This window comes from Nostoc sp. ChiQUE02 (assembly GCF_034531305.2).
Taxonomy (GTDB): domain Bacteria; phylum Cyanobacteriota; class Cyanobacteriia; order Cyanobacteriales; family Nostocaceae; genus Nostoc.
On the sequence record NZ_JAVRBN020000064.1, the window covers coordinates 1 to 24,545 of the forward strand.

Genomic DNA, 24,545 nt, shown 5'->3' on the forward strand with positions numbered 1-24,545 from the left:
TCAGCAGCACTCTCAATTGAGCATCTTGAAGAATAAAGTGCAAACGTTCAGTTGGATATTCTGGGTCAAGTGGCAGATATGCACCGCCTGCTTTGAGAATTCCCAACAGTCCTACAACCATTTCTAAAGAACGCTCTACGCAAATACCTACTAACTCATTGGCTCTCACGCCCAAAGATCGCAAGTAATACGCCAATTGGTTTGCACGAGAATTCAACTCGTAGTAGGTGAGTTGTTCGTTTTCAAATACTATCGCCACGGCATCAGGGGTACGCTCTACTTGTTCCTCAAACAACTGATGGATACATTTATCAGAAGGATAATCTACTCCTGTATCATTCCAGTCAATTAATAACTGCTGTTGCTCAACTGCTGTCAGCATTGGCAATTGAGAAATTCGCTCTTGGGGATTTGCCACAATTCCCTCAAGCAGTGTCACAAAATGATCCGCCATCCGCTCAATGGTGCTGCTATCAAACAAGTCGGTATTGTACTCCAACACTCCCGCCAGTCCAGTCGCAGTATTTTCCATTGCTAAAGTTAAATCAAACTTAGAAGTTGCACTTTCTACTAGCAATGGATTGACAGTTAACCCAGTCAAGTCTACTTGAGACATGGGTACATTTTGGAGGACAAACATTACCTGAAACAGTGGTGTATGGCTTAAGTTCCGTTCTGGCTGCAATGCTTCCACCAACATTTCAAAGGGCAAGTCTTGATGAGCATAAGCTCCTAGAGCCATTTCCCGAACACGAGTGAGTAATTCGCTAAAGCTAGGATTGCCTGATAAATCAGTCCGCATCACTAAGGTGTTGACAAAAAAGCCAATTAACCCTTCTATCTCACCGCGATTCCGATTAGCAATAGGAGATCCAATCAGAATATCTGCTACACCTGTGTAGCGGTAAAGTAATGTATCATAAGCTGCCAACAGCGTCATAAAGAGGGTACAACCTTGTTGCTGACTAAGTTGTGTCAGCTTAGTAGTTAGTTCCTCAGAAAGTGCAAAATGTTGGTATGCCCCGGCAAAAGTCTGCACAGTTGGTCTGGGTCGGTCTGTGGGCAGCGACAATAAAGCTGGTGCATCTTTGAGTTGTTTTTGCCAATAACTTAATTGACTTTGCAGTACATCTCCTTGAAACCACTGTCTCTGCCACAGTGCAAAATCTGCGTACTGAATCGGCAGTGGCTCTAATGGTGTGGGCTGATCATGAGAATAAGCATTGTATAGGGCTGCTAGTTCTTGGACAAACACACCCATTGACCAGCCATCACTAACAATGTGGTGCATACACACTAACAACAAGTGTTCTGTCTCATTCAGGACTACTAATGTTACCCTCACTAATAGTTGCGTTGCCAACTCAAAGGGCTGAATCGCTTGTTGTTGCGCTAATTGCTGTGAAGCTATTTTTTGTTCGCTTGTTGGCAGATGTTGTAAATCAACTACTGATACTGTCCAATTCGTTTGTGTTTGAATAACTTGAGAAGGTTTTCCATCAACGATCGCAAAGTTGGTGCGTAATGCTTCGTGACGATGAAGAATTTCAATTAAGCTTTGTTCTAAGGTAGCAACATTCAGAGTTCCGGCTAGACGCAAAGCTATAAGTAAGTTGTAGAAGCCACTGTTCGGGTTTAACTGGTCTAAAAACCATAAACGCTGTTGAGCATAAGACAGTGGTAATTCTGCGTTCTTTGGTCTTGGTAAGATGGGTGGTGCTGTTAGTTCTAAATCCTGTTGCTGCGATCGCTGAATATGTTGTGATAATTGGGCAACTGTGGGCGCAGCAAATAAGCTACGCAATGGTAGTTCTACCTTCAAGCTGGTACGCACGCGAGAGATCAGTTGCGTTGCTAGTAGCGAGTGTCCCCCAAGTTCAAAGAAGTTGTCATGTATCCCCACAAGCTCTACTTTTAAGACTTGTGCCCAAATTAGTGACAGTATTTCTTCGATTGGGTTACGTGGGGCAACATATTTGTCCAATAATTGGCTGTGTAAATCAGGTGCAGGTAAGGCGCGGCGATCTAGTTTCCCGTTGGGGGTAAGCGGTAAGGCTTCTAGGATAACTATTGCACTTGGAACCATATACTCAGGTAACTTTGATTTTAGGAAGTTACGCACTTCGCTTACTGTAAGTGTACTTCGACTTCGCTCAGTACAAGTCTGCTCTTTTTGAGGTACAACGTAAGCGGCTAGATATTTGTTACCAGGAATATCTTCGCGGGCGATCGCACAAGATGCCTGCACATCACCAAGTTGACTCAGTACTGCTTCAATTTCGCCCAACTCGATGCGGAAACCACGAATTTTAACTTGATTGTCTATACGTCCTAAAGATTCGATGTTACCGTCAGGTAAATAGCGTCCTAAGTCCCCTGTTTTATAAAGACGGGAATCCGGCTCATCGCTAAAGGGGTTGGGGATGAATTTCTCTTGTGTTAACTCAGTACGGTTGAAGTAGCCTTGCGCTAAAAGTACACCACTTATATACAATTCTCCTGGTACACCAATGGGTACAGGCTGTAAGAACTTGTCTAGGATGTAAATTTGTGTATTGGCTATGGGACGACCAATATAAGGAAGTAGCGGCCAAGTTTCTACTGAATTATTCAGAATAAAACTGGTAGCTAAATGACTCTCTGATGGCCCATACTGATTGTGCAATGTACAATCAGTTAGTTTACTAAACCATTGAGAAATGGCGGGAGTAATTTGCAACTGTTCCCCAGAAGTAATGATTTCCCGTAAATGAGTATTCACTAATTCACTACTTACAGCAACCTCAGCTAATTGCTGTAAGCCAACAAAGGCGAGAAACATTCTCTCAACTGCTTTTTCTTGGAGAAAACCTAACAAAGCTGAGGCATCTTGGCGTAATTCTTCCCCAATTAAGAACAATGTGCCACCCGAACACCAAGTCGTGAAGATTTCTTGGAAGGAAACATCAAAGCTAATCGAAGCAAATTGCAGCGTTTTTGCTCCACGAGCAATTTTCAGATTTTCCCCATGCCACAAGATATGATTGCAAAGGGCAAGCTGAGTCATAGCTATACCCTTGGGTTGACCTGTAGAACCAGAAGTATAAATTATATAAAGTAAGTTATGCGCTTGTACACCAGAGATAAGATTGTCCTGACTGCACTGAGAAATTAGTCCAGCGTCAGTATCCAAACAAACAAGCTTTGCTTGATTTGGGGGCAGTCTGTCAATAAGTGACTGTTGGGTTAGCAATACTGAAGCTTGAGTATCTTCTAAAATAAAGCTCAAACGTTCAGCCGGATACTCTGGGTCAAGTGGCACATAAGCAGCACCCGCTTTCAGAATCCCCAAGAGTCCGATCACCATCTCTAAAGAACGCTCTACACAAAGACCGACCAGGACATCAGCTGCTACACCCAAAGATTGCAAGTGATGCGCCAACTGGTTAGCGCGGTAGTTCAATTCATGGTAGGTAAGTTGTTGGTTTTCAAACTCCACTGCCACTGCATTGGGTGTACGCTCCACCTCCTCTTCAAACAACTGATGGATGCACTTATGTAGTGGATAATCTGCCTGAGTATCGTTCCAGTCAACTAATAACTGCTGTTGCTCAACTTCGCTCAGTAGAGGCAATTGTGAGATTTGCTGTTCTGGGTTAGCAATAATACTTTCAAGCAATGTCACAAAATGACTCGTCATTCGCTCAATGGTACTACTATCAAACAAGTCAGTGTTGTATTCCCACAACCCTACCATTCCATTGGCAGCGTTCTGCATGATCAAAGTTAAATCAAACCTTGAAGTTATACCTTTTATTGGCAATTCCCTAACAGTTAACCCAGTCAGTTCTAATTGAGACATGGGCGCATTCTGAAGGACAAACATTACCTGAAATAGTGGTGTATAACTGAGATCCCGTTCTGGCTGCAATGCTTCTACCAACATTTCAAAAGGCAAATTCTGATGAGAGTATGCCTGCATTGCCATGTCGCGGACACGACCTAGTAATTCGCTAAAACTAGGATTACCTGAGACATCAGTCCGCATCACTAAAGTGTTGACAAAAAAGCCAATTAACCCTTCTATTTCACTGCGATCGCGGTTTGCAATTGGCGAACCCACCAAAATGTCTTCTGTACCTGTGTAGCGGTAAATCAAGGTATCATAAGCTGCCAACAGAGTCATAAACAAAGTTACCCCTTGCTCTTGGCTCAGTTTTGTCAGCTTACTAGTTAGTTCTTCAGAAAGTGCAAAATATTGATGTGTCCCGTTGTAAGTCTGCACAGCCGGTCTAGGTCGGTCTGTGGGTAGCGACAATAAGGCTGGCGCTGAAGCCAATTGTTTTTGCCAGTAACTCAATTGGCTTTGTAGTACTTCCCCTTGCAACCACTGTCTTTGCCACAGTGCGAAATCTGCATATTGAATCGGCAGTGGCGTTAATGGTGACGTTTGACCTTGAGAATAAGCATTGTACAGTGCTACTAATTCCTGAACAAACACACCCATTGACCAGCCATCAGAAACAATGTGATGCATACACAGTAATAAGACGTGTTCTGTCTCAGACTGCACTACTAATGTCGCTCTCACTAATGCTTGTGTTGCTAAATTAAAGGGTTGAATCGCTTCTTGTTGCGCTAATTGCTGGGTGGCGATTTCTCGTTCAGTTGTAGATAAATGCTCCAAATCAACAATAGATACTGTCCAACTACTTTCTGTTTGAATGATTTGTGTTGGCTCTCCATCAACTGTAATGAAATTAGTGCGTAAGGCTTCGTGGCGAAAAATTATTTCTTGTAAGCTTTGTTCTAATGCGGCAACATTAAGAGTTCCTGCTAAATGCAAAGCTAGGGGCATATTATAGAATGGACTGTCTGGCTCAAATTGGTCTAAAAACCACAGACGCTGTTGAGCATAAGACAGTGCTAATTCTGCATTCTCTGCCCTTGGTAAAATAGGTGGTGCAAACTGTTCTGAGTTTTGTTGCTGTAACTGCCCAATCAAATGCGCCAATTGGGCCACAGTTGGAGCAGCAAATAACTCACGCAATGCTAGCTCCACTTTGAAGATGTTGCGGATGCGTGAAACTAGTTGCGTTGCTAGTAGCGAATGTCCCCCTAGTTCAAAAAAGTTATCATTAATACCTACTTGCTCTACTTTCAGGACGTGCGCCCAAATTTGTGCTAGTAGTTCTTCATTTGGGCTACGTGGGGCTACATATTTGTCCGATAATTGGCTGTGTAAATCAGGTGTGGGTAGGGCGCGGCGGTCTACTTTGCCGCTGGGGGTAAATGGTAGAGCTTCTAGGATGACTATTGCAGAAGGCACCATGTACTCTGGTAACTTTTCCTTTAAGAAGCAGCGGAGGTCGCTAATTGTAAGTGTCTGCTCTTTTTGAGACACAATGTAGGCGACTAGGCTTTTGTTTCCAGGAATGTCTTCACGAGCGATGACACAAGATGCTTGTATATAGGGATATTGGCTCAATACTGTTTCAATTTCGCCCAATTCAATACGGAAGCCGCGGATTTTAACTTGATTGTCAATTCGTCCCAAGTATTCGATATTGCCATTGGGTAAATAGCGGGCTAAATCCCCAGTTTTATATAATCTACTCCCTCTATCCGGTGAGCAAAGCCGAACCGCCGCCTCTTCAAACGGATTGGGGATGAATTTCTCTTGGGTTAATTCAGGACGGTTAAGGTAGCCTTGTGCTAATGTCGCACCGCCAATGTGCAATTCTCCTGGCACACCAATGGGAACAGGTTGTAAATGCTTGTCTAAAATATATACAGTCTTGTTAGCCAGAGGGCAACCAATAGGAACTTTTTTCAGATTGGTGTCTTTGCTAAACTGGAAAGGAATTTCAAATAGGGTTGCTGTGATGGTTGCTTCTGTAGGGCCATAGGCGTTGAGCAAACGAACACCAGACATTAGGCTTTGTTGCCAAAGAGCTACATGTTCGGGCAACATTACGTCTCCACCAACAATCACAAGTCTCAGTTGGCTGTTTGCATCATCTAATATTTTTGTTTTGGCTGACTCTTGAGCTAGTTGCTGCCAATAGGCTGTTGGAAGATTAACAACAGTGAGTCCAAAATCCAAAATTATTTTTTGGAAGTTTGTTGGAGTCCATACATCTGAGCCTCGAAGTACCAAGGTTGCGCCAGCTATTAGTGTAGGAAATATCTGTTCTAATGAGGCATCGAAGTTGATTGAGGCAAACTGGAGTATGCGATCGCTCTGTACAAGTTCATAAGTCTGTTGAATAATACAGCAGTGGTTAGCGATCGCGCCATGTGAGATCGTGACCCCTTTGGGTTTGCCTGTAGAACCAGAGGTGTAAATCACATAAGCTAAGTTAGTGGCTTGCACAAGTGCGATCGCATTATCCTGGCTGGACTGAGAAATAAATTGCCAGTCAGTATCTAAACATACAACCTGCCCTTGATGCTGAGGCAACTTTTCCAAGAGTTGCTGTTGTGTCAGCAGCACTAGAACTTGAGCATCTTCTAACATAAAGCGCAAGCGGTCTTCGGGATACTCAGGATCAAGTGGCACATAAGCCCCACCCGCCTTGAGAATCCCTAAAAGTCCCACGACCATTTCTAAAGAACGCTCTACACATAACCCTACCAACACATCGGCTCCCACGCCCAGAGACTTCAGGTAGTGCGCCAACTGGTTAGCACGACAATTCAACTGCTGGTAAGTGAGTTGTTCATTTTCAAACACAACTGCCACTGCATCAGGAGTACGCTCTACCTGCTCCTCAAAGAACTGATGAATACATTTATCTTGGGGATAATCTACCCCTGTATCATTCCACTCAACCAATAACTGTTGTTGCTCAACTTCTGTCAACAGAGGTAATTGCCAAATCTGCTCTTGAGGATTAGCTACAATACCTTCCAGCAAGGCCACAAAATGAAGAGCCATGCGCGTGATTGTAGTAGCCTCAAACAAATCAGTATTGTATTGCCAGGATAGCTGGAAAATTCCCTTAGCTTCCTTCACCAGTAAACTCAGATCAAAGTCTGCACCTCGTTGTCCAGCACCTACGTCAAAGTATGGCTCCATCTGAAGCACTTGTTCTTGACTGTGCAATGAATTCTCTGTTGGTTCACACCAACCTTGTACTTGCCAAGTGAAACTAACTTGACACAAAGGAGAACGACTGGGATCTCGTTGTGGCTGGAGTTGTTCTGCTAACAGAGAAAAAGGGTAATCTTGATGCCTTTGGGCTTCTCTAACTGTCTTGCTGATTTGAGCGAGAAATTCTTTGAATGTGGCGTTTTCTTGTACAGAAGTTCGTAAAACCATCAGGTTAACGAAGTAGCCAACAGTGTCTTTAAACTTTCCACCTCCCCGACCTCTCATCGGGCTGCCAATGAGGATGTCTGTTTGATTAGTGTAGCGGTAAAGTAGGACGTAAAATGCTGCTAATAGAATCTGATAAAGGCTTGTTCCAGAAGCTAGAGCTAGATGCTTGAGTTTTTGAATTAACTGTTCATCTAGTTTTAAAATATGTGCTGCCCCTTGATAAGTCTTTAAGGCCGGGCGGGGTTTGTCTGTAAGCAAATTCAAAATTGGCAATTCGCCGGCTAATTGTTGTTGCCAGTATTGCCAAAGTTTTTCTCCCTTGGAACCCGATAGTATTTCTGACTGCCAACGGATAAACTGTAGATAAGATTTATTTCCGCTTAAATAATCTGCTGTCTCTTTTTGCTGTTGACTAACTTGCTCGATTTCATTGGTATACAGAGCTTGAAATTCACTCAGCAGTAAATCAAAAGACCACATATCGCCTGCAATGTGGTGCATTGTTAGCAAAAGAATGTGTTCTTTTTCTGAGAGAGTAAAGAAATTAACCCTCAAAACTGGATCTTTTTCTAAGTTAAAAGGGCGGTCAGTTATCGTAAATATTTTTTCTTTTAAGTAATCTTCACTCCAATTACTGGCATCTGTTACTTCAATAGCAAAACTATGCTGTTGGTTGATTTCCTGTACAGGTTTGCCTTTGTAATTTGTATATTTCGTTTTGAGAATAGGATTAAGTTCAATAATTTTTTCCCATACACGATTGACAGTAGTGATATTTAGATAAGAATTAATTTTGGCGGTAATAAATATATTATAAGCAACGCTCTCTGGAGCAATTTGGTAAATAAACCACATTGCTTCTTGGCCATAAGAGAGTGGGGAACTTGTTTTTATAATTCTATCCATTAGAACTCCTTAAAATCCTGACAATCTTGGTTATAAAAATACAAATAATGCACAAATAGAATATTTGCTAGTAAAAAAACCTTTGTTTAGATGAACTTACTCTTTTTGCCACTGTTACATTGGAAGTATTAGAACTGTTTTTCTCGGCTAATATCTAGCTTTTGTACCAAGATATATTTCGCTCTTATGAGAGTGAAACTAGCTAAATATAATTATGCTCAAGTTGAGTTGAGATTAACTAACAAATAGCCATTAGAATTATTTATCGAAAACTTAAACTTTTTTTGAAATTTAAATATCTTGAGTATCGGTAAACTTTTCTGCGCTAAATTCATTTTTTCAGTTTGATTTTTTGCTCTTTTGTAATCGGTAAATTTTTAATTTATTTGAGGAGAACTTGAACAGATTCGGTTTTGCTACGTTCTTTATGAATAGCCTTAATACACTTGTCGCTTAATAAGGTAAAGTGAACTATCATTGACTGGAATGAAACAGGAAAATGCTAGATAACAATCAGGTAATAAAAGTAGACCGCCTATAATTAAAATTATTAATTTGTAAGTAACATCATAATTTATTTTTAATCATTCAGTAGATATATCAGATAGATAATCCCAGTTTTGTAAATAAAACGCAAGATCAGTTAAGACATTTAAGAAGATATTTAAGAAAACAGTTAAGAAAGTTAGGAAAGTTAAGAAAGTTAAGCACATAGATATTTAAAATATACGCCTTATGTGAATTAAGCCACAGGATACTGTTCAAAAGTAAGGACATCAATGCCTAAACGCTGAAGCAGAAAAATACGCAGAGTATGACTGGTCATTTTAGCGGCAACATGGACGCAGATACCATCAACTTTCTTCCTCAGTAGACGTTCCAAATTGCGTCCGGTATTTTGTACCTCGTTAAATACACCTTCAACACGCTCGCGCAGGCTATTTAATAAACCCTCAAACGCTTGTTGAAGCTGATTAGCTCGTTTTGGGGTAAAAATTTGATTACCCGTAGTTTTGAAGATATCGCTTTGCCATTCACAGCCGATAAATCCTTTATCTGCAAGGATACAGCGGACAGAAACCGACGCCGCCGACTGTACTCACCAGCACGACAGCTTGGTTTGTCTGGTGGTAGCGATGAACCTGTAGCTGAGAGATTCAATTTTAAAATCACCTAATGGATTAAAAAGTGTAATAGTTACTAAAGCAAAACGTCAAAAAGGAAATTTCAAGACCAGTTATAAATTTGAGTAAGTTCAGGCTTTTTATTACCAGTTAACAATCGCATTTTCTTGATTTAGAATGGTTGCATCATGATTTTAATAATTTTTTAGTTCAAAACACAACTTACTTTTTTATTAACTCGCTTAACCAATATTGCTCGCTTAAGCTCTTTGGGCATTATAGACAAGGATATTTCAAAGGTTTGAGCCTACTTTTTTCCTTAACTGAGCAGTATTCCTGTCTTAACTATCTCAAGAATTTACTTAAATGTCTTAACTTTCCTTGATTTTTATTTTTAGCTAAGAGAAGATAAGTCTGCAAATGATATAGTGATTGACTGCACTATCTCTTGGGCGATCGGTCTCTAGTTATCTAAAAACACATAATTTTTTATCCAAGAAATTTGCTTTATTCATATAAGAATTCAGTTTTTATTTATCTTTACAAATCTGTTGCGAAAAATGATGAACCATGCTAATTAAAAATAAATTAAGTGAGGAATTATATGTTGCATCGCTAAAAATCTTAACCTAAATATATCAAAGTTAAATTAATAACTCAATGAAGAGGGAGTCAGTGCTGTAATTGAGAAAGATTGACAATGGCACAAAAATTGAAAATTAGCTACTTCCGAAAGAGGGATGAAACAGGGCGATCGCTCTTAGAGAATGCAAGTAAATATAAAATAAGTGAAACTTAAACAATAGTAAAAATAATGGAAATCATAATTAAATAGTATGAGATTATTATATATAGTTAATACTATCGTTTCTAAAAGTAGAAACATCCTCGTTTATAATGATTGACTTGATTATGAGATATCAAGTCGGTGGTAGCCTGAATTATGATAACTCTACATATATTGTCCGTCAAGCAGACGAACAACTTTATACTGGATTAAAGACAGGAGATTTTTGTTATGTCTTCAACTGCCACCAAACAGGTAAATCATCTCTACTACACCGGACTATTCATCGGTTAGAAAAAGAAAATTATATATGTGTTTATCTAAATTCATTCCTATTAGGTACTAATCAAATTACACCTATACAATGGTATAAGGGCATTATTATCAGCTTGTTGCACAAGTTAAATCTGACAGAGCAGATCAACTTTGAAAATTGGTGGAAGCAACAATCAGAGCTTGAGCCTGTACAAAAACTATATAAATTTGTTGAACAGGTGTTGCTGAAAGAAGTTAAAAATAATTCCATTTTCATTTTTATTGATAATATTAATAGTGTGCTAAGTTTAAATTTTCCAGTTAACAATTTTTTTATCTGGATTCGTTACTGTTATGAGCAGCAAGCATACAACCCAAGTTTTCAACGCTTGGGTTTTGCTTTATTTGGTGTAGCCAGTCCATCTAACCTAATTGTTGATCGACATCGAACTCCCTTTAACATTGGTAAAGCAATTAAATTATGCGACTTTCAATTACATGAAGCTATGCCCCTGCTTGAAGGTTTAGAAGAAGTAGTCAGCCAGCCACAGGCAATATTGCAGTATATTATTCATTGGACAAGAGGACAGCCGTTTCTCACCCAAAAGCTTTGTCAGTTAGTTGTGCAAGTTGCCTTAGAAAGTTATAAGGAAACAATTACCATACCGAACGGTGCTGAAGGATATTGGGTAGAACAATTGGTGCGATCGCGCATTATTCAACATTGGGAATTCCAAGATGAACCTGAACATCTCCGTACCATAAGAGATCGCTTACTTTTTGACGAACACAAAGCAGGAAAGCTATTAAATATTTATCAACAGGTGTTACAAGTAGAGAAACTAAGGAATAGAAACCCGATAGAGAACTTGATACCAGCCGATAATAGTGAAGAACAGACAGAACTCTTGCTATCTGGTTTAGTGGGAAATTATAACGGCTATCTGAGAGTTAAAAATCCGATTTACCGGAGTGTTTTCACTCCTCAATGGGTATCAAGACAGTTAGAAAATCTTCCCTTTTCTTGGTAGAAGCTAGTAATCAGAATACATCTGTTAGGCAAGTTCTGCATTGCTTGTCTAATAAAAAATTATAAAATATAGGACTCATATTTGATTTTTGAAATATACGTAGGGTGCCTTATGCCTCTGGCTAACGCACCGTCCGAAGGCTTTGGTGCCGTACTCTCGCCGATAACACACCCTACAGATACTTAAATTTTTTCAGAAATCAAATCGGATTCCTATACTATTAAATTATACACCATCTACTCGTATATCTTTGGACTTTGCTTGTGCATAATTTCTGCCAATTTTTCAACCAAGTCTTGATTACAAGTAGTTCCACAACTATCAATACTTAGTATTTAGAGTTCTACTAAAGCGATAATATTTTTGCTACACTCAACAGAAAGTCATAAATTATACAAGCTAAAAATATTACATTATTTATTCAATCACATTTGTACAAATTCAGGTAAATACAAGGACTTCATTTCTTCAGAGAGTTTTTGCAAGACTACCATCAAAACACCGAGTGAAAAAGTAGGAAAGGTAGGAAAAGTAGGAAAAATAGATAATTGATGTCAGTGTTTATTATCAAGCTAGTATAATGTACTTAGCTTATTAGAGTTCCAATGGATTTAAGAGAAAATGAAATTGAAGAGTATCAAAAATTACTACAGGAGATTATACTTTCAGTATGTAAATAGAAAAAATTATTGCTTGTGACACTCATTTATAATAAATATCTGGAACAGCAATGTATAAAACTAAACGCAAACGAGGAGTTGTACTAACTACCACAGGAATTAAACGGTTACAATCAGCAATTCTTTCTGTGGAGATAGTAGAAAATAAAGGCGAACACTTGAGTTTAGAAGAAATAAGCTCGCGCATTCATGTTTCTACTAGAACTTTGAGTAAATTATGGTCTTTAAGTGAAAGTGTAGATCAAAAAACTATAAAACTCTGCTTTAGCGCTTTTAATCTAGAATTACATAGCGAAGACTACACCATAGTCAACAAAGTAAATGAGACTGAAACATCTAAGTTATTGTCTACTACAAATATAGAAGAAGATTTATCTCAACGTTCCGAATTAACCTCATTTGTCGAAGAGCATCATACACAAACTGAACAGATAGAAAATCTTTGGTCATACCCGGATGGCCCCGTACCTTTAGATTCTCACTTTTATATTGAACGTCCTCCACTAGAGAGAAAAGTTTATCGAGAAATAACTACTAGTGGCTGCGTGATTCGGATTAGGTCTCCCAAACAGATGGGTAAAAGTTCTCTTGTGTTGCGGCTTTGTGCCTTTGCACAGAAACTTGGGTATCAGACTGTGAATCTGAATTGCTACCAATTTGATAGTGAGTGTTTAACTGATTTAAATAAACTGTTGCGTCGTCTTTGCTGGAAAATTGCAACTCAATTAGGTATTGACCCCAACCTCAAGGAAAAGTGGAATGAAGAAATTGGTTACAACTTGAGTAGCGGCTTCTATTTAGAAAACTATTTGCTCGAGCAATGTCAAAGCCCAGTAGTTTTAGTGTTGAATGAAATTGACCGTTTTTTTGAATATCCTCACATTTGTCAAGAGTTTTTTGCTTTGTTGAGGTCATGGTGTGAGGAAGCACGACACAATCCCAATTGGCAAAAGCTGAGGTTAGTAATGGTTTACTCAACCGAAGACTATATCTCTATGGATATTAACCTCTCTCCTTTTAATATTGGTCTACCTATTCGTCTGAACGATTTTACTCAACCACAAGTAGAAGATTTAGCTAGGCGGTATAGTTTAGACTCGTTTAAAGCTAAAGATTTTGCCCAACTAATGTCACTAGTAGGGGGACATCCAGCACTAATTCAGATTAGTTTGTACTATCTTAGGTTTCAAGAAATGACCCTGCAAGAAATAATAGAGGAAGCGATCGCCAATGGTGGCATCTACCGCGATCATTTATGGCGACACTGGCTCAAACTGCAAGAAAATCCTAGACTGGCAAAGACTTATACTGAAATTCTGGCAGCAACGCAAGGTATTTCTCTTAATCCTATTGACACTTATAAGCTTGAAGGTTTGGGATTAATTCGCTTTGAGGGCGATCGCGTCTTACCCCGTTACGGACTCTACCAGGCCTATTTTGCAAAACAGCTATCGACAATTGTTTGATAAAGTAACTATAAGGCACTCACTCAATATCAAGTACTGCGTAGGCGCAGCCCAACCTAGGCATCGCAGTAGTACAGGATCAAATTCGAGAAAATTTTAGTTCTGCGTTTTCAACAAGAGCAGTTAATAGCTGTTTGATATCAAATATTTAGCTATAATCTATTTTCAGTTTAAAATAATTTTTTGCTAACTTTCTTAACTACCTTAACTTTCCTTGCATTTTCGCTTCTTAGCTGAGAATATTTAAATGCTTAGATACCAATAGCAGTACATCAGCAATTATAGAAAGAATTTAATGGGTAAATAGTAATTATAAACCTGGGCAATAATTCTTTCATTTATAAATTGCATCTGAAATTTTACTTTGTGGACTACATCCATACATTAAAAATCGACAATCTTAAGCAGATTCTGGTTGTTGCTTGCGTGGCTTAGTTGTAGTTTTTCTAACGACGGGATAGCGAATTCTACGTTGTCGTGGTGTTCCTGATTTCCAGCCACAGGACTTTCCGCGAAGTTTGGGTGGACTGTTAATCCTTATATACCATCTGCTCTGATTTCATCTGAATATTTAAGGTTTTCTCTTGGGATGATTTGATTCCTCTTCCTGGGGTGTTTTTTTGTTTTCGCTCTTTTTCAGGATGTCTCCAGACGGTGGTTTCGATCTTCAAAAAATAGTTCTACTAAACGCTGAAGACTTGGTAATAGAATTTCATGAGATACTTTGGCTTCTAATAACCCTTCTAAAACAAGGGTGCTATCCTCGGCAGTTACGCCATAGCCTTGCTGATATTCCCATAAAAGGTCACGCCGATTTTTTAACGTAGAAAAATCCAGGTGAGGAGTAAATTGAAATCATTTTTTCCTCATTCTTAAATCTTAAAATAAAGCTGTGCTGTAAGAATTACAATATTTACTTTTAATAATTTATCTACAAATTACTAGTCATTATGTTAATGTTTTTATTTGATAATCGCACTTAGATATGAGATATCAAGTAGGGGGGAGTCTCCGCAGTGACGACCCCACATACGTTACCCGTCAGGCAGATGAACAACTCTATGCCAGCTTGAAAGCTGGCAATTTCTGTTATGTCTTCAACTCTCGTCAGATGGGCAAGTCATCGTTACTACAACGCACAAGTTATCGTCTTAAGGAAGAAGGGCATAGCTGTGTTTACTTAGATATGACTCGTTTGGGTATTGAAGATACTACACCAGATCAATGGTATAAAGGCATTATTATCAGCTTATTATATAGCTTAAAATTAGCGTCACAAATTGACTTTCAGCGTTGGTGGGAAATGCAAGCAGGTATTTCCTCGGTGCAAAAACTACAGCTATTTGTTGAAGATATCTTACTACCAAATCTCAAAAGCGATTCTTTCTTAGATGGCAAAGCCAAACGCATTTTCATCTTTATTGATGAGATTGATAGCTTGCTAAGTTTAAATTTCCCAATTAACGACTTTTTTGCTTGGATTCGTCAGTGCTATAATCTACGGCCACATAACTCAAACTTTGAACGCTTGGGATTTGCACTATTTGGTGTAGCTAGTCCCTCCGACTTGATTGCTGATAAACGCCGCACGCCCTTTAACCTTGGTAAAGCAATTGAATTACAGGGCTTTGATCTGCATGAAGCCACGCCCTTGCTTCCGGGATTAGAAGAAGTAGTCAGTCAACCACAAGCAATACTACAAGAGGTGATTTATTGGACAAAGGGACAACCTTTTCTGACACAAAAACTCTGTGAGTTAATTACTGAAGTTGCCTTTGAAACTACTACAGGAAAGATTACCCTACCTCCAGGTACAGAAGCATTGTGGGTAGAGCAATTAGTGCTTAAGCAGATTATTCAAAATTGGCAGTCACAAGACGAACCCGAACATTTGCGTACTATTCGCGATCGCCTCTTATTCGACGAACAACAGGCAGGGCGGTTGTTGGGTATTTATCAACAGGTATTACAAGCAGAAGAGGATCTTGAGCAGGGGAGCCAGAGAGCGGGGGAGCAGGGGAGCGGGGGAGAAGAGTTTTCCCCTTTGCATCTTCATTTTGTTCCAAGTGATGATAGTCGAGAACAGACACAACTGTTGTTGTCCGGTTTAGTAGAAAGACACAACGGCTATCTCAAAATTAAAAATCCTATCTATCGAAATGTTTTTAATGCCCAATGGGTGTTAAGACAACTAGATAATCTCCGTCCCTACTCGCAAACATTCAACGCTTGGGTAGCATCGCATTACAAAGATGAATCGCGTCTGTTGCGAGGACAAGCTTTAAAAGATACTCAAAATTGGGTACAGGGCAAGAGTCTGAGCGATTTAGATTATCAATTTTTAGCCGCAAGTGTTGAATGCGACAGGCGTGAAGTGCAAATGGCATTAGAGGCAGCACGGCTTCAAGAAGTAGAAGCAAGACTCATACAAGAGAAAAAAACGGCTTTAGAGATAGAAGCAAGACTAGCACAAGAGAAAAAAACAGCTTTATTGCAGAGATATCTACTAGTTGCAGTAACTATTGGGTTGCTCGTTTCTAGTAATTTGGGGATAGGAACTTTCATTTTGTATCATCAGACTCGCAAAAGTGAAACTCAAGCCAAAAACAGTGAAATTCGAGCGCTTGTATCTTCCTCTCTTGGATTGTTTGCTTCAAATCGCAGATTGGATGCACTTATAGAAGCAATCAAAGCAAAAAAAAGACTGCAAAAATTAGGTAAATCAAATACTAATTTTGCACCTCAAGTGGAGAATGCACTGCAACAAGCAGTTTATGGTGCAGATGAGTACAACCGTTTTTCGGGGCATACCGCAGCTGTAATGGCTGTAGATATTAGCCCTGACAGTTCTCTGGTTGCTTCAGCTAGTATGGATAGAACAATCAAACTGTGGCGACGTGATGGCCGAGAAATTGCTACTCTCAAAGGTCATCAGGGAGCAGTTAAATCAGTTAAATTTAGTCCTGACGGTCAGATACTTGCATCAGCGAGTGAGGATGGTTCTATTATACTTTGGCAGCACGCTCCTAAAAACGCATCGTGGCGCATTTATAAGACATTCCAAGCTCATACAGCTTCAGTTTTGGGAATTGCATTTAGTCGGGATGGTCAAACTATTGCCTCTGCAAGTTGGGATACAACGGTAAAAGTCTGGCAGCGAGATGGTCAACTGCTAAGAACATTTCAAAATTACACAAAGGGATTTCGGGAAGTTGCTTTTAGTCCTGACAACCAGATCATTGCTGCTGGGAGTTTTGACGGGACAGTAAAACTCTGGAGACGAGACACATCAGGCTGGCAGAACGCCAAAACTCTACAACCTCTCCAAGGTCATACATCTTGGGTTCTGGGCATAGCTTTTAGCCCTGACGGCAAGACCATTGCTTCGGTGAGTGAAGATACAACTGTCAAACTTTGGCAGCGAGACAGCACAGATGGTAGTTATCGTCTTTATAAAACACTCAAAGGTCATAGTGCGGGAGTTTCGGGAGTCGCGTTTAGTTCCAATGGTCAGACTATTGCCTCCGCTAGTCTCGACAAAACTATAAAACTTTGGGACATTGATGGCATAGAACAGAGAACGCTCAGAGGACATAGTGCATCTGTTTGGGGAGTTACTTTCAGTCCTGACGGTAGCTTTATAGCTTCGGCAGGTGCAGAAAACCTTGTGAGACTTTGGCAGAGTGAAAATCCATTCCAAAAGAGTGCCATAGCTCATAAAGGCGGGATTTGGTCAATAGCGATCGCCTCCGACAGTTCCACCATCGCCACAGCCAGCCACGAAAATACTGTGAAATTTTGGAGTCGTCAAGGCAAATTACAGAAAACTTTGACCCAAAAAGGCTCAGTCTCCCAGGTTTCTTTCAGTGAGGATAACAAGTTAATTGCTCTTCCTAGTGAAGATGATACGGTACAACTCAAGCGGCGAGATGGTACGTTAATCGCTAGTTACAAAAACCCTCATGGCAAAATCACCGGAGCGTTATTAAGTCCCGATGGTCGAGCGATCGCCATACCTAATTCTGACAATAATGTTCAAATATGGCGTGTAGGTCAACCTACGCTACAGATTCTCAAAGGGCATCAAGCCGAAATATGGGAAGTTGCATTTAGCCCTGACAGTCAACTGATTGCTTCTGCTAGTGAGGATGGTACTGTTAAACTATGGACGCTAAAAGGTAAGTTACTCAGCACATTTGTCGGACATTCGGCGGCAGTATGGACAGTCGCCTTTAGTCCTGACGGTAAGATGGTTGCTTCTGGAAGTGGCGACAATACCATTAAGCTGTGGACACTTGAAGGCAAGTTGCTGCAAACATTCATTGGTCACACAGCTGCAATTTGGGGAGTAGCGTTTAGTCCCGACGGTAAAAGGCTTGCTTCTGGAAGTGGAGATGGAACCGTCAAGCTTTGGAAACTTGATGGTACAGAACTAACTACCCTGAGAGGCCATACCGCAGCGATTAGGCAAATTGCAATCAGCCGCGATGGAAAAATCCTTGCTTCCGGTGGTGATGACAACACGCTCATTCTTTGGAACTTGCCGCGAATTCTCAAGCTAGATGCACTGACTTATGGTTGCAAGTTAGTACAGGATTATTTAAAAACTAATACAGCATTTGAAAAAGGCGAAACTCCTGCGGAGTCGCTGCGCGATCGCTCATGCAATCACTCTCAGAACTATTAGAAATATTTCTTAATAGAAATAGAGATCGCTTCCTCATCTCCATGAATCGAATAGTAAAACATCATCGAAGCCACCATCTGAGTAGCAAGTGCAACTACTATGACCCCTGAAGACTCTCAACGACTAGAAGCCTGCTTGCTGGAAGCAGCAGAGATTCTTTACCGGAACACTCAGGCTGAATGGTAAATTAGTAACTAAGCGAAATTCAGTTTTAGTTTCTACATCACAGAAATTAATGACTCTATAGGCTTGAGCATCATCAGATGCACCTACTTTGATTAATCCACTTGCATCATCAAATTCTAGTAACGAAATTGTTTTTAATCCGCAAAACAAAGTATTTGTTTTCTTGTACTAATTCTTGGATGAATTTTAATCCTGCAAAACCTCTATCCATTACCCCAACAGCATTTGTTGGTAAACTAGACATCATTTTATAACCAAATTTATAATCATGCTCATGCCCAAAATTGATGAAGTTATCTGATGGACTTCCAGTAGCTAGATTTAGGGGACTAAAAAGTTTGACTTGATGGTGTCCTAGTATCCATAACAATTTACTGGTGAGAGTGATAATTGTTGAGTCAATTGGACAAATTGCATATTTATCGTGCATTTTTTTTTGAACTTTATTCTGTACTAATTCATTTAATTTTTGGTAAATTTCTTGAAATGGTTTTTGACTTCGATGTAAATTTGCTTTAGAGAAAGTAGAAATATCTACCTTAAATCCTGTATTGTTTAATCTGTTAAACAAATCTCGCATACTTGTTAAGCTGTTATCCATAGCATAAGATAACCAGCATTCAAAGAACAGACGACTGTTCAATACTGGATAATCGTTTTTTGGCAGTCCTCTCAAGATACCTTTGACAATCTTGGGAAATGAATTTATAATCACTATCAAATATATATACTTTAATCTTCCGCCCAAAATTTAACATATTTTGGGCTGTTTTTATCGGATTTTTCTTAACATTCAACACTTTTGGGTAAAAACGAGTTAAATTCAAGTTCTAGTTAGTCTAGTGGCACTAAACTGGGTTAGCACAATAAATTTTGCAAGCTCTAAGATTTTCTAACCTCTCTATGCATAAGATTAATATTATTCAAATTAATCTTATAAATTAATTTCAAGAAGTCTACTACCAAAATACGGGAACGTAGAATTTGTACAGACTTAATATGTTACCTAGATTTTTAAGTTAACATTACAAGAAGGGGAAAAATATTAATTGATTTTTATACCAGCAATTCTCTGATTTTTATTGCTTATTATAAACTTTGAGCTATTAATTTCAATAATTTCATAATTTTCTGTTATAAATATAGAGCAGACGCTAACTATCATATCTGCCAAATATACTTTAGATAATATCAGTAATTGCAAATTGAAAAATGATTTAGGAACAGTTTTGACAATTAAACATAATCTTTTATCATTTACGTGCCATACACCAGTAAATTTATTACCCGTGATCAATTCGCTGGGTTTAGAAAAAAGAAACGTTTGAATTCTAGTTTGCTCATAAGTCATATCATCTTTAAGTTCAATAGAAATTTTTTCCCAATTTGTATTAAAACGCCATTTTCCAAAAAGTAAAATTTCTATTTGTGTATCAGACAGATTCATATTATTCATTGGCTTTCTCTCCTATTATTAAATAATGTGCGATTCACTCATGAGAAAGTTTCATGACAAGTTTTGGCACGAGTAAAAAATAAATGCATCTGCCATACTAGCCAAGATCCAACTCGCCAAGCTGCCATTGACAAGGGAGCTGTAGATGAATGTGAAGGTATGTCTAATATATTTTGGTCATAATGTAACCATTTAACTGGCAGATGTCCCATCGGTGTCGTTGGGGATAATTTAAAAGTTAGTTGGTCGTAATTTAACCAGTTTCCCTCTTTTCGCCAACCCAGGCGATCGCCAAGTCTTTTTTCTGTTTCATAATCTATTTGACCGCCTATTTCGTTCCAAATACTTTGCTGAACACTAAAGCCAAAGTAACCATGACTGTATTGTTGCCAAAGTTGATCAATTTTATGAAAAGCTTGACATGAAAAGTTAAGAATATCTTCTTTATTAACTTCATTCCAATCATTCTTGCCCATAACTTGTAGCATTAATTTAGCTGTTTCAATATCAGCTTCTTGCCACTTGTACTGTGTAAGAAGATTTTGCAATTTAGTGTAATCAATATTCCAATTACTTTTAAATTCTGTGACAAACTCAATATCCTTATCATTATTAGGTTGTTCCGGCAGTTCTATTTTCTCGATAAAAAGTTGAGAATAATCAGAAGCAATATCTGTTTCTTCTATTCCTAGCACTTTCTTTTGAGCAACCAGTTGAGTAGACATATAATTAGATATAAGGTAAATCGCTTGATTTAAAGTTATCTCCTCTTTACTAAAATAAAAGTCCTGAACCTGCAAATCTAATAATTTTGACTGGAAGAAAGCATCTTGGAGTCTATCTTTTTTATCATAACTTGCTACTAATAAATTCAGAATGTCGTGAGACATAGTACTAGTATCTTGTATCGTTAGTAGATTAACTTGAGAATTTAAAGTACTACTTGCTAAATTTTGAATTTCTCCTACGATTGCGTAAAAATCTGCATCTACTTTTACTACATCATCTATTAAAGATTGAAACGGACTAAAGTAATCTTGTAGAGACTTTTCTAGATTAATTGCTGTTTCAGCTATTTTTGCGATTTCTTGACGAATTTTTGTAGCTCTAACTTGGTATTCATAAATTTCTTGATACACCTCTATATCTTTAAGTATTTTCTGAATAGCTTGCTTTTGATTTTTGGTATCTTCCGCTAAATTTTTAATTCCTTCACTGAGTAGCTTTATTTTTTCTAATATTAAAAAGTTAGTATTACTTAACAGCAAAATAGATTTTAAATTTTCTTCTTCTTCCCATTTTAAGTTATCAATTATTTGAGAATTTTTATGATTCTTTATCTCTAGCTTATTTCTTTCTTCATTTACTTTTCTAATTTCATCATATTTTTGGTTAAACAAATTTTTCCAGTCATCTATAAATTTTAATAAAAAACTTTGATAACTATTTTTATAATTTTCTAAAAAATCAAGAAGTTGAGTATAATCTCTAATTAATAATTTAACCTCTGCTAAAGTTTCTCCTTGACTAATTTCTTTTTTCCATTTAATTACTCCCCAAAAATAAGAATGATATTTAGTACCTTCTTTAATTAAGCTTTGGCATTTTCTAATTTTTCTTTGAACTTTTTTTAGTTTGGGATTTTTTAAAGTAGGAAATTTGTAATGTTTTTCATAAATCGTAATAGATTCATAAGTAACTAATTGTTTTTGCTTTATAGATAGCAGCATCGCTTGTTTTTAAATATACAAATAGTTACTAAACTCTTACTCATTTCAATTAAGATTTTTGTGATTACATTAAGTCAAGATATCCTTTTTAAAGCAGACAAAATTACTTGACCTTAGCTGTTTTGCATAATTTCCATACCAGCATTTTATCTGGTGATTCTATAAGCTGTATTCCGATTTTTTCTAAGACTTGCTTTGAACTTATATTATCGCGATCGCATCCAGCAGTCACGCTTTGCACATTAGGTTGAGATAACGCCCAATCTAGCTTTCGTAGCTTCAGACGCCTATCCCTGTTGTCGATATAATAACCAATTTCCAGGGAACCGCTAAGTAAACATATAGGCTTAATCTATTACCCATTTCAATACCTCCGGGTTTTTGTTATAGCGGTAGGTTACACCATCCTTAGTAGTCACAGACTTTTCTTGACTAGCCTTGCTTCTGATAGTAGTAAGAGAATAGTCTGTTAATGTCTGAAGCTCTTTATGAGAAAGTCCTATAAGTGTAGCGCTTGCTGCTGATTCTGGTTTCATTTTGAATTCATTTTTCGGGTAAATATCTATCGTAATTTGCTCTTTTTCAAGTGGTTTAATAGCAATTCCTTTTTGCAATTGATAATCTTGTATAGAAACAAGTTGCCAATTAGATTCTTGTAAAAGCTCTAACACCCATTGATGATAATTAAATAAACTTTCTCTATGACCAACGCTGATAAAAGTTGTTTTCGTTGATTGTAACTGTTGATATAAATTTCCTTCATTATTCAAATCTAAAGCACTCGTTGCTTCATCTAAAATAGTGAAACTAGGATGTGTAATTAATAGCCGCGCAAAAGCGAGGCGTTGTTGTTCTCCTAAAGACAATATATTTTCCCAAGGAACTTCAGTATCAAAGCCATCTACGCGGCTAAGTAAGTGTTGCAGGTTAACTTGTTGCAAAATGTGTTCAAGTTCTTTGTCGCTCATTTTCCTGTCTGTGTGAGGATAGAGCAACTGTTCGCGCAAAGTCCCTAAAATGATATAAGGGCGTTGGGGTAAGAATAATACTTCTTTTAGGGGAGGACGCACTAGAAGACCAGTTCCCGCATTCCATAAACCAGCGATCGCTCTTAACAAAGAACTTTTACCCCTACCACTAGGGCCAACAATCAATAACCCTTCACCTGGCTGAACAGTTAGTGACAAGTTTTCGACGATTATCTGTTCATAATTTGGCGTTTGTAAAGTGACATTCTCAAAAGCTAAACGTTCTTCTTCTATAATTTTAATAGTATTTACGTTCTCTGGTTGTTTACTAGCAGCCTGTAGCGCATCTGAAAACTCTGCTAAACGCTTTACATAGCTAGAAAATCGTCCTGAAATTCCAAACTCAGATATTAGTTCTCCTAAAGCACTAGAAAACATAAAGCAAGCAAAACTAGCTTGGTTAATTTGTCCATAATCAATTTGGTCTTGAAGAAATAAAGGTGTAAGAATGAACATCGAGAATACACTAATGGCAGACTGATATGCTCTACCAAAAGCGTCTTGTCCCCTCTCTAAATTCAGCCTGCGTTCAGCAGTTTTTAAAACATTATTAAATCGCCGCTGAATTATATTGAATTCTTCATCTTCTCCCTGAAAAAAAGCGATTGATTCGGCGTGATTACGAACATGAGTTAAGCAATATGCAAAATCTGCTTTAAATGCAATTTCTTCTTGGTTAATTTTATTTATTGCTTGATTAAAGTAAACAGCTATTAAATTACCTATAATTGTATAAATAACTAAATAAATTGCGATTTGTGAAGAAACTATCCAAATAATTATCAAAGCGCTTCCCATTTCTAAAGATTTTTCTAGTAAAGAAGATGAGAATCTTAAGCCAATACTAGTAATAGGTTCTATCTCTTGGGATAAGCGTTGATCTGGATTATCTATATCAGATTTAAAATTGATTTTATAATAAGCTTGATTGCTGAAATATTTTTCTAAAACATGAATATTTAGCCATTTGTACCAGTCAATAATTATTTTTTTTCTAATATATCTCAAAAGAGTTACTAACAAGACCATCCCGACAATAATGAGACTGGACAGCCATAAAGTACTATTATATTTATCAAGGTCTCTCTGTTCAATAACAATATCAATTACATAGCGATTCCAGTAACTATTTGCAGCATTTGCACCGACAATTACGACTATTAATAATACTAAGACAATGAGCATTGCCCATGAGCGAATCACATCTGAAAATGCTCTTCCTTCTGCTTTTGTTGGATACCAATAAGGTCCGGCAACTACTTTCACATCCTGCCAAAATTGAATTAAGGCTGAAAAAGGATTTATTGTATTTTGCTCACGCACAGATGGAGTTTGCATATTCTAAAAATGTAGCCGTTACTAATTACACTAGGAATTTGGAAATGACCTTTGAGAATTAAGTTAGACTCAGAGGCCATTTTTCCTTTTAGAGAATGTCTGAAAACTTTTATGGTGTTGTATTCGAGATTTGTAGATCCCCCTAAATTCCCCTTTCTAAGGAGGACTTAAATGTCCTCCCTTTTTAAGGGGAGCCAGCTACGCTGTAAGCATTAAGGCAGGGTAGCAACTGGCGTGGCCTAGGGGGGAGCAAATCGAATGCACTAGTACAGCACGGCGTCAATAAAGCAACTATTTCAAATCGTTCAAAAGCTTGTCTTCTAAGCTTTTTGACTTTTGACTTTTGAATGCGTGACTTCCGTTTTGCGGTACTAGGTCAATGGTTCGTCATCAACAATTTCGACTGTTCTCGGAAAAGGGCCTTGATCAGGCTCAGTAACGACTACTGGGCTAATATGATGTTTCAGTTTGAGTTTTAACTCATCTGAAATGGGCAATTCTTGAATTTCTTTGAGAAGAAATCTGACAGATTCAGTTTTGCTACGTTCTGTATAGATGAGCTTGAGAA

At 38.2% G+C, this 24,545-nt stretch carries 7 protein-coding genes and 4 pseudogenes; 4 read left to right on the plus strand and 7 right to left on the minus strand.

Annotated elements, in window-relative coordinates:
• Positions 1-8,209 (minus strand): annotated as a pseudogene (locus tag RM347_RS32295) (amino acid adenylation domain-containing protein); the annotation flags it as partial.
• A gap of 742 nt (positions 8,210-8,951) precedes the next feature.
• Positions 8,952-9,275, minus strand: a pseudogene (locus RM347_RS32300) (IS982 family transposase); the annotation flags it as partial.
• On the opposite strand from RM347_RS32300, the gene RM347_RS32305 reads away from it, so the two are divergent.
• The 4 genes from RM347_RS32305 to RM347_RS32320 all read left to right on the plus strand — a co-directional run bounded on the left by RM347_RS32305 (position 9,207) and on the right by RM347_RS32320 (position 18,239).
• The gene (locus RM347_RS32305; RefSeq protein ID WP_322719569.1) at positions 9,207-9,386 is read left to right on the plus strand and encodes a hypothetical protein; all 180 of its coding nucleotides are present in this window, start codon (positions 9,207-9,209) and stop codon (positions 9,384-9,386) included. The pseudogene RM347_RS32300 and the gene RM347_RS32305 sit on opposite strands and share 69 nt — an antisense overlap.
• An 844-nt stretch (positions 9,387-10,230) precedes the next feature.
• Positions 10,231-11,406: an AAA-like domain-containing protein gene (locus RM347_RS32310; RefSeq protein WP_428850654.1), complete on the plus strand. Its 1,176-nt coding sequence runs from the start codon at positions 10,231-10,233 to the stop codon at positions 11,404-11,406.
• 730 nt (positions 11,407-12,136) lie between these two features.
• On the plus strand, positions 12,137-13,552 hold the full coding sequence (locus RM347_RS32315) for an AAA-like domain-containing protein (RefSeq protein ID WP_322719567.1): 1,416 nt from the start codon (positions 12,137-12,139) through the stop codon (positions 13,550-13,552).
• Positions 13,553-14,537: 985 nt separating this feature from the next.
• The gene (locus RM347_RS32320; RefSeq protein WP_322719566.1) at positions 14,538-18,239 is read left to right on the plus strand and encodes an AAA-like domain-containing protein; all 3,702 of its coding nucleotides are present in this window, start codon (positions 14,538-14,540) and stop codon (positions 18,237-18,239) included.
• 180 nt (positions 18,240-18,419) lie between these two features.
• On the opposite strand, the pseudogene RM347_RS32325 reads toward RM347_RS32320, so the two are convergent.
• The 5 genes and pseudogenes from RM347_RS32325 to RM347_RS32345 form a co-directional block, all read right to left on the minus strand.
• Positions 18,420-19,140 (minus strand): annotated as a pseudogene (locus RM347_RS32325) (transposase); the annotation flags it as partial.
• Between the two features lie 330 nt (positions 19,141-19,470).
• Positions 19,471-19,881, minus strand: a complete 411-nt coding sequence (locus tag RM347_RS32330; RefSeq protein WP_322719565.1) for a hypothetical protein — start codon at positions 19,879-19,881, stop codon at positions 19,471-19,473.
• Positions 19,882-19,919: 38 nt separating this feature from the next.
• The gene (locus tag RM347_RS32335) at positions 19,920-21,611 is read right to left on the minus strand and encodes a GUN4 domain-containing protein (protein ID WP_322719564.1); all 1,692 of its coding nucleotides are present in this window, start codon (positions 21,609-21,611) and stop codon (positions 19,920-19,922) included.
• Positions 21,612-21,958: 347 nt separating this feature from the next.
• Complete coding sequence (locus tag RM347_RS32340) at positions 21,959-23,977, minus strand: ABC transporter ATP-binding protein/permease (protein ID WP_322719563.1); 2,019 nt, start codon at positions 23,975-23,977, stop codon at positions 21,959-21,961.
• 371 nt (positions 23,978-24,348) lie between these two features.
• Positions 24,349-24,545 (minus strand): annotated as a pseudogene (locus tag RM347_RS32345) (hypothetical protein); the annotation flags it as partial.